The sequence below is a fragment of the Micromonospora sp. 4G55 genome (assembly GCF_016803375.1).
Map to the genome: position 1 here is coordinate 1 of NZ_JAEVHN010000344.1, position 6,468 is coordinate 6,468.

The following is a 6,468-nucleotide window of genomic DNA, read 5'->3' on the forward strand; positions in this document are numbered from 1 at the left end:
GGCACGAGCAGCCGCCAGCAAGGCGTGGCACGAAACCGACCTCGTCTTCACCACCCGCTACGGCACGCCAATCGAGCCGCGCAATTTCCAGCGCTCCTGGCAGACGAGGTGCGAGAAGGCCAACGTCAAGCCGATCACCGTCCACGACGCCAGGCGCACCTGCGCCACGCTGCTAGCCGACCTGGACGTCCACCCCAGAGTCGCCATGCAGGTGCTGAGGCACGCCCGTTTCTCCGTAACGATGGAGATCTACACCCAGGTATCGACGAAGGCGACCAGAGACGCCCTCAAACGCCTCGGTGATTCACTGGGCCGCTGACGGAACTGCTGTACTTAGCTGCTGTACCGCAACAGAAAGGCCACCTCCCGTTTCCGGGAAGTGGCCTTTGACCTGCGTGGGCGATACTGGGATCGAACCAGTGACCTCTTCGGTGTGAAGTAACCATCACGGTCCCTTGACCTGCATTCGGAGCCCCTCTGATCTGCGTAACGAGTCCCTAAGGGACGTCTCGTAACTCAGTGAAGGCGTTGTCCGTGACCGGGTCGGTGCTCACCTGACGAGGGCGATGTTGTGGAGATGGGCGATGGCTGAAGCGGTGTCGGTCAATGTGCTGGCAGCGCGGCGGTAGTCGCGCAAGATCTTCCAGCACTTCATCCTGGCCAGGGCGTGTTCGACCTGGGCGCGGACCGTGCGGTGTTGGGCGTTGAGCTCCTGCTTCCAGTCCGGCAGTGGGCTGCCGTCGCGGTTCTTGCGGTACGGGATGATCACGTCGGGGTTGCCGCGGTAGCCGCCGTCGGCCATGACCGGCCGCCCGTTCAGCTTCTGGTCGATGCCAGAGGTGCGGTAGACGATGGTGTCGTTGCGGTTGCCTGGCTGCGGGTCGCCGACGGCGATGACCAGGCGGGTGGTGGCGTCGATGGCGACCTGCAGGTTCGTCGAGTAGCGGTAGTTCTTGCTCGGCGCGGCCAGGCGGTGATCCCGGGTCGGGATCAGAGTGCCGTCGACGATCGCGATCTGGTCGACCGGGCGCCGGCGGACCGGGGCCAGGGCCAGCAGCGGTCCGAGGGTGTCGATGACCCGGTGCGCGGCGGAGTGCGACACCCCGAACAGCGGACCGATCTGCCGCATGGTCAGGTTGGTACGCCAGTACGCGGCCACCAGCAGCACCCGGTCGGGCAGGTCGAGGGCCCACTGCCGGCCCGGCCGGCCGTCAGCGATGGCCTCCCCGCCACGTTCAGCGACCAGCCGGACCAGCCGGCGGAACTGGGCGGGCTGCAGGCCGGTGAACGGAAAGATCCACTCCGGCCGGGCTGAGGAGATCACCTGCATCAGGACATCTTCGATGATCGTCCTCAAGGGACACCTGCCGGGTTACGAGACGTCCCTTAGACAGCGCACGGCAAGGCGTGTCTTGTGCCATACACGGTCTGTGATCCGGGACGGGTATCACGATCGCCTCGAAACACAGCGCCACGAGATCCTTGGGCGGCCCGAAGCCCGGGCCGATCCGAGGTTGGAGTACTCAGCGCCTGGTCTCGTACCTGGTCAGGACCACGCCGTCAGGGAACGTCCGGGTCTCCACCAGGGTCAGGTTCACCCAGTTGTCCAGGGCCGCAAAGAACGGCGTGCCGCCACCTACCAGGACCGGATGGGTGACGATCGCGTACTCGTCGATCAGCCCGTCCCGCATGGCCACTGCGGCGAGTGTGGCGCCGCCGATATCCATGGGGCCGCCGTCCTCGGCCTTGAGCCGGGTGATCTCGGTGACCGCGTCGCCGGTGACCAGGCGGGTGTTCCAGTCGACCGTGCTGGTCGTCGAGGAGAACACCACCTTCGGCATGTCCCGCCAGCGGCGGGCGAACTCGATCTCCGCCGGTGTGGCACCCGGCTGCTGGTCGGCGGTCGGCCAGTGGGAGCTCATCGTCTCCCACAGTTTGCGCCCGTACAGCGCCATGCCTGTCGCCCTCACCCGGTCGGACCACCACTGGAACAGCTCGTCGCTCGGCACACTCCAGCCGAGGTCGTCGCCGGGCGCGGCGATGTAGCCGTCCAGGCTCAGGTTCATGCCGAAGGTCAGTTTTCGCATGGTGTCAGCCTCCCGTGAGTCGGTACTCGGCGTACAGACCAGCACGGCGCGGAAGAATCATCGGTCAGGCCACACCGAGGGCCGGCCTACGGGTGAGGCTGCGTCCTCCGTCGACTGATGTGCGACAGTCGTCCGCCAACTGATCCGCGACGACTCAGCGCGCTGATCGCGACAGATCCGCATGGGTCAGAGTGTGCCGATGACAATCTCCGCTGGCGACTCCGGTCCGGTCCGGATTGTGACGGCCGTTCTTCGCGACGGCGATCGGGTGTTGCTGTGTCATCGAAGCGCCGGACGCCGTTGGTATCCCGACGTGTGGGACCTGCCGGGCGGTCATGTTGAGGAGGGGGAGGATCCGAAAGAGAGCCTTGTCCGCGAGCTTCGGGAGGAGTTGGGAATCACGGCATCGGAGCCGTCCAGCCCGCCGATGCATGAGATCCGGACCGCGACGTTCGACATGCAGATCTGGTTGGTCGACAGGTGGACCGGAACACCCGTCAACGCCGCGCCGGACGAGCACGACGCTGTGGCGTGGTTCGAGACGTCCGACCTTGACAGCCTGCGTCTCGCCCATGAGTCGTATCTCTCGATGCTCACCGCCGTGCTCGTCACGTGACGTCTCCGGTGCCTCGCCCCGGACGGTGATGAAGGTGCCCGGGCACAGTCAGATCGGGCTGACGATGAACACCTACGCCCACGTCCTGCCGGAGATCGAGCGGGCCGCCGTGGACGAGGCCGCGAAGCACCTCTTCGGGTGACTTGGCTGTACGAATGGCTGTACGGAGGCCGTGGTGATCGTCTCGACCGGGAGCGGAAAGCTGCTGACCTGCGTTGACGGTGGTGCGCCCGGCAGGATTCAAACCTGCGGCCTTGGGATTAGAAGTTGAATCCCGATGGTGACTCGGGGTTACTGACAGTCCATAGGGGTGTCTATCTGTCCGGGTAGCACCCCTATGGCTGTTCCTCAGTGATGGGTGGTGCCGGCCGATCCGTGGGCGTCCGGGCTCACAGCGGGCTCATCGTCCGGTGGATTCGCCCGCGTCTGGGCGGGGCTCCGCGAAGTACAGCCCAAGCATCTGCGTCGTCCTGGTCGGTTGCTTGATCTCCCCGCGCGGGCCGAACTCGGAGGACCAGGGCCTTGATGTCGAGGACCGGCGTTCCGTCCACGGCATCCAGCTCCTCGAGGTGAAGGTCAAGGCCGTCGACCTTGATGAGCCGACACCGGGACACGCCGAGCCAGTTGATGTACCACACCGCAGTTCCGATCTTGGATGGACCAACACCGGACCATCCGGCTCCTCCCGGCGGGCTGATCGCGACGGTTGCCGCCGCCGGCCTTCGGGTCGCTCACGCACTGCAGTGGCTCATTTTGCTGGCGTCCAGCGTCGGTACCGAGTTGCCACTCTTGCCCAACGTGGCGTCCCAGGCCGCTTTGTACGACCCGTCTCGCGCGGCGGCCTTCAGGATCTCGTTGATCTTCTCGCAGCCGGCTTTGTCCTTCTTCTTCATCCCGATGCCGTAGGGTTCCTCGGAGAAGGTCTTGCCCACCAGCTTGAACTTGCCCGCGTTTTCCGGCTGCATGGCGTAGCCGAGGAGGATAACGTCGTCGGTGCTCATCGCGTCGACCGCGCCTGACTCGAGGTCCGGGATGCACCTGTAGTCCTGGTCGTACTGCTGCAAGCGGGCCTTCGGGTACTGCGACCGGATCCGCCTGGCCGACGTCGAGCCGGCGTTCGAGCAGACGACCTTGCCGTCGAGATCCTCCGGCCCCCTGATGGTCGAGTCGGTCTTGACCAGCAGGTCCTGGCCGGCGACGTAGTACGGACCGGCGAACCTGACCGCCTTCTTGCGCGCGTCGTTGATCGTGTAGGTGGCCACGACAAAGTCGACCGTACCCTCCTTGATGACCTGTTCGCGGTTCGGCGTGCTGGTCTCCTTCCACTGGATGTGGGCCGGGTCGACGCCGAGTCCCTTGGCGACGATCTTCCCGATCTCGACGTCGAAGCCCACGTAGGTGCCATCGGTCTTCAGGCTGAGGCCCGGCTGGTCGGGCTTTACGCCGATGGCGAGCGTCTTTGTCTTCGCGGCCTTTTCGATGACACCGGGGCCGCTGTCGCCGCCACCGCAGGCACCGGTGGTGAATGAGAGTGCCGCAACCACGACTATCGCCGCCACCCGCGTGACACGCATTCCTCTCTCCTTCTTCGACGGCGCACGGCCCCGGAGCCGCACACCCACACGGGACCCCTCGCGCATCGGGATCGTCGGCAGGAAGTCCTTGGCTGCTCGCTTACCGACCAGGTGCGGGTCGAGTGCACCGGACAATTCGTCGAAGAGCATCGCCGTGGGCTGCACCGCGGCGGCGCGGGCGCCGGCCGGCCACGTGTTGACCGCGGCGAGCGGGATGAGCAGTCGGCCGACCCCGGCCCCACCCTACTGTCTCGTCTCGCCCGTACGGGTCAGTTGCGATTATTCGGGTGAGGCAGCCCAAGGGGACCTGGCGTGCTGTACCGCGGGCTGCCCCGGGCTCGCCTATTTAGTCCGGAAATAGTCACAGAACGGTAAGTTGACCCCAACTGGTCTCGTACCCTCCGGTCGGCCGGCGGAAGGGAGGAACCGTGCGCCCTGAGCGGGTACGTCTGCTGTGGCTGCTCGTCCTGACTGCCGTGCCGGCGGCGGCCGTGGCGGCCGTGTTGTACGCCGTCAACTTCACCTCGGCGTTCGGCCTGGCGCCCCAGGCCAGTGCGATCTCGCCGTACGCGGCATTCTTCGACCTGCGCTGGGTGCTGGTGTATCACAACTCCTGGGCCATGTTCGCCGGCCTGTTGCTGGGCGCCATCGTGCTCCGCGGACTGTTCTCGGCCGTACTAGTCGCGCTCGCCTGGCCGGCCGAGCGGCCGTGTCCGTCGTTTCGCCGGCTGGCCGGCCGCAACCTGGCCTTCGCGGCCGTCGTTGCCGTGATTCTCTCGCCGTGGACTGCGCTGGCCGTGGTCGCCTCGGACGTTTCGCTGGCCTATTTCCAGTTCCTTGAGTTGGTGCCGGTGATAGCCCTGGCCCCGCTGCTACAGCGGGGCGGGATTGTGCCGGACTGGTGGCGTGGCCTGCCGTCGGCCGCCACGGTCGGCTGGTCGCTGCTCAACTTCGTGAACCTCACCGCGGGCGCCGCGCTCGTCTGGTCCGTCCCGGATCGGTTGACGGTACCGGCAGCCGCCGTGACCGGAATGGTCAACGGCCTACTGTGGCAGCGAAAGGTGCGCGCCACGGTGCTCCAGCAACGGGTGCGGTGGTCCCGACTGCCCGTAACGCCGCTGGTCGTCGCCTTGGTGGTGAGCAGCTTGCTGTTGGTCGAATACGCCGAGGACCGGGGGGCCCGCGGCGCAGGCCAGTCGCTGCAACCCATCGACGCCCTGCCACAGTTCGGGGACATCGGCCATCCGGTGATCTTCCTCGGCGGCTACAACTCGGCCCACTATGGCGACCCGTCAGAATCCCAACCTCCCGTGGTGCGCTTTTCGTACCGGGGCACCGACCACCACGGCAAGCCGGTGTTCTACTCACCGGTCGACACCCACCAGTCGCTGTCCACCAGCGCCCAACTACTCGCCACCCAGGTGGATCAGCTTCACTCGCGTAGCGGTAAGCCGGTTTCGCTGGTCGGACAGAGCGAAGGCGCCCTCATCGTCCGCTACTACCTGGACCGCTACCCGCACCCCGCAGTCGACACCGTGGTCCTGGACAGCCCAATCCTGCGGGCCGGGCGTGCCTACTACCCGCCGCCGCAGGCTCGTTCGGGCTGGGGCATCGCCACGGGTTGGCAACTGCGCGGCATGTTCAAGCTTATGGAAGCCACTAGCGAGGCACCGGACACTCCCGACTCGCCGTTTATTCGCTCCCTGCTGAACGACGCGCCGTTCTACCGCAACCGCCTGCTCTGTCCGGTGCCGGGCGTGCGGATGATCGCGCTACTGCCGATTGTCGATGCCATCACGGTCCCGGCGGAGCTCAACGCCCAGATTCCCGTGATCCAAATGGCCGGCTTCCATGGCCATCTGATCGACGGGCCGGCCGGACTGCGCCACCTGGCCGATCACCTCACCGGCAAGCCGCCAAGCAACCTGCTCCGTTGGGAATACTCGGCCCTCCAGCGGGTCGCCGGAGCGTGGCAGGCACCAGCCCTGCCGTTAGCACTCAATCCGGTATGGCATGCCGCCGACCAGCCCGATGCGGCATTGCGACGGGAACCCTGCCGACCCTGAGCCGAACCGCCAGGGTTGCCTACTGCGGCGCCGGAAGGGCAATGGCACGCGGGCCTTACGCCGGGGACGCCGCCTCCGGCAGGCCGGCCACCAGGGCGGCCAGCCCGCCGGTGTCGAGCAGGTCG

General features: G+C 66.6%; 7 protein-coding genes. 3 read left to right on the forward strand and 4 right to left on the reverse strand.

The window, feature by feature from the left end:
* Window positions 1-319, forward strand: a 319-nt coding sequence (locus JNW89_RS23625) for a tyrosine-type recombinase/integrase (RefSeq protein WP_238450539.1), incomplete at its 5' end; no start/stop codon positions are given.
* Between the two features lie 231 nt (window positions 320-550).
* Here JNW89_RS23625 and JNW89_RS23630 read toward each other — a convergent pair.
* Window positions 551-1,330, reverse strand: a complete 780-nt coding sequence (locus JNW89_RS23630) for a transposase family protein (RefSeq protein WP_238450542.1) — start codon at window positions 1,328-1,330, stop codon at window positions 551-553.
* Window positions 1,331-1,523: 193 nt separating this feature from the next.
* Window positions 1,524-2,087 carry a dihydrofolate reductase family protein gene (locus tag JNW89_RS23635; RefSeq protein ID WP_111135932.1) on the reverse strand — a complete coding sequence of 188 codons (564 nt, stop codon included), beginning with the start codon at window positions 2,085-2,087 and terminating at the stop codon, window positions 1,524-1,526.
* A gap of 199 nt (window positions 2,088-2,286) precedes the next feature.
* On the opposite strand from JNW89_RS23635, the gene JNW89_RS23640 reads away from it, so the two are divergent.
* Entirely contained in the window at window positions 2,287-2,703 is a 417-nt protein-coding gene (locus tag JNW89_RS23640; protein WP_238450540.1) for an NUDIX domain-containing protein, read from the forward strand.
* 389 nt (window positions 2,704-3,092) lie between these two features.
* On the opposite strand, the gene JNW89_RS23645 is transcribed toward JNW89_RS23640, so the two are convergent.
* Window positions 3,093-3,341 carry a TrmO family methyltransferase gene (locus tag JNW89_RS23645; RefSeq protein WP_309140022.1) on the reverse strand — a complete coding sequence of 83 codons (249 nt, stop codon included), beginning with the start codon at window positions 3,339-3,341 and terminating at the stop codon, window positions 3,093-3,095.
* A 93-nt stretch (window positions 3,342-3,434) separates the two neighbouring features.
* Window positions 3,435-4,277 (reverse strand): glutamate ABC transporter substrate-binding protein, encoded by an 843-nt coding sequence (locus tag JNW89_RS23650; protein WP_238450544.1) that lies wholly within the window; start codon window positions 4,275-4,277, stop codon window positions 3,435-3,437.
* 428 nt (window positions 4,278-4,705) lie between these two features.
* Between JNW89_RS23650 and JNW89_RS23655 the strand changes: the two genes are divergently transcribed.
* Window positions 4,706-6,343: a lysophospholipase gene (locus JNW89_RS23655; RefSeq protein ID WP_238450541.1), complete on the forward strand. Its 1,638-nt coding sequence runs from the start codon at window positions 4,706-4,708 to the stop codon at window positions 6,341-6,343.
* Window positions 6,344-6,468 lie beyond the last annotated feature (125 nt).

Bases quoted from the DNA above. Each gene is read 5' to 3' on its own strand.
- JNW89_RS23630 (WP_238450542.1), bottom strand. From the start codon at position 1,330: ATGCAGGTGATCTCCTCAGCCCGGCCGGAGTGGATCTTTCCGTTCACC.
- JNW89_RS23635 (WP_111135932.1), bottom strand. From the start codon at position 2,087: ATGCGAAAACTGACCTTCGGCATGAACCTGAGCCTGGACGGCTACATC.
- JNW89_RS23640 (WP_238450540.1), top strand. From the start codon at position 2,287: ATGACAATCTCCGCTGGCGACTCCGGTCCGGTCCGGATTGTGACGGCC.
- JNW89_RS23650 (WP_238450544.1), bottom strand. From the start codon at position 4,277: ATGCGTGTCACGCGGGTGGCGGCGATAGTCGTGGTTGCGGCACTCTCA.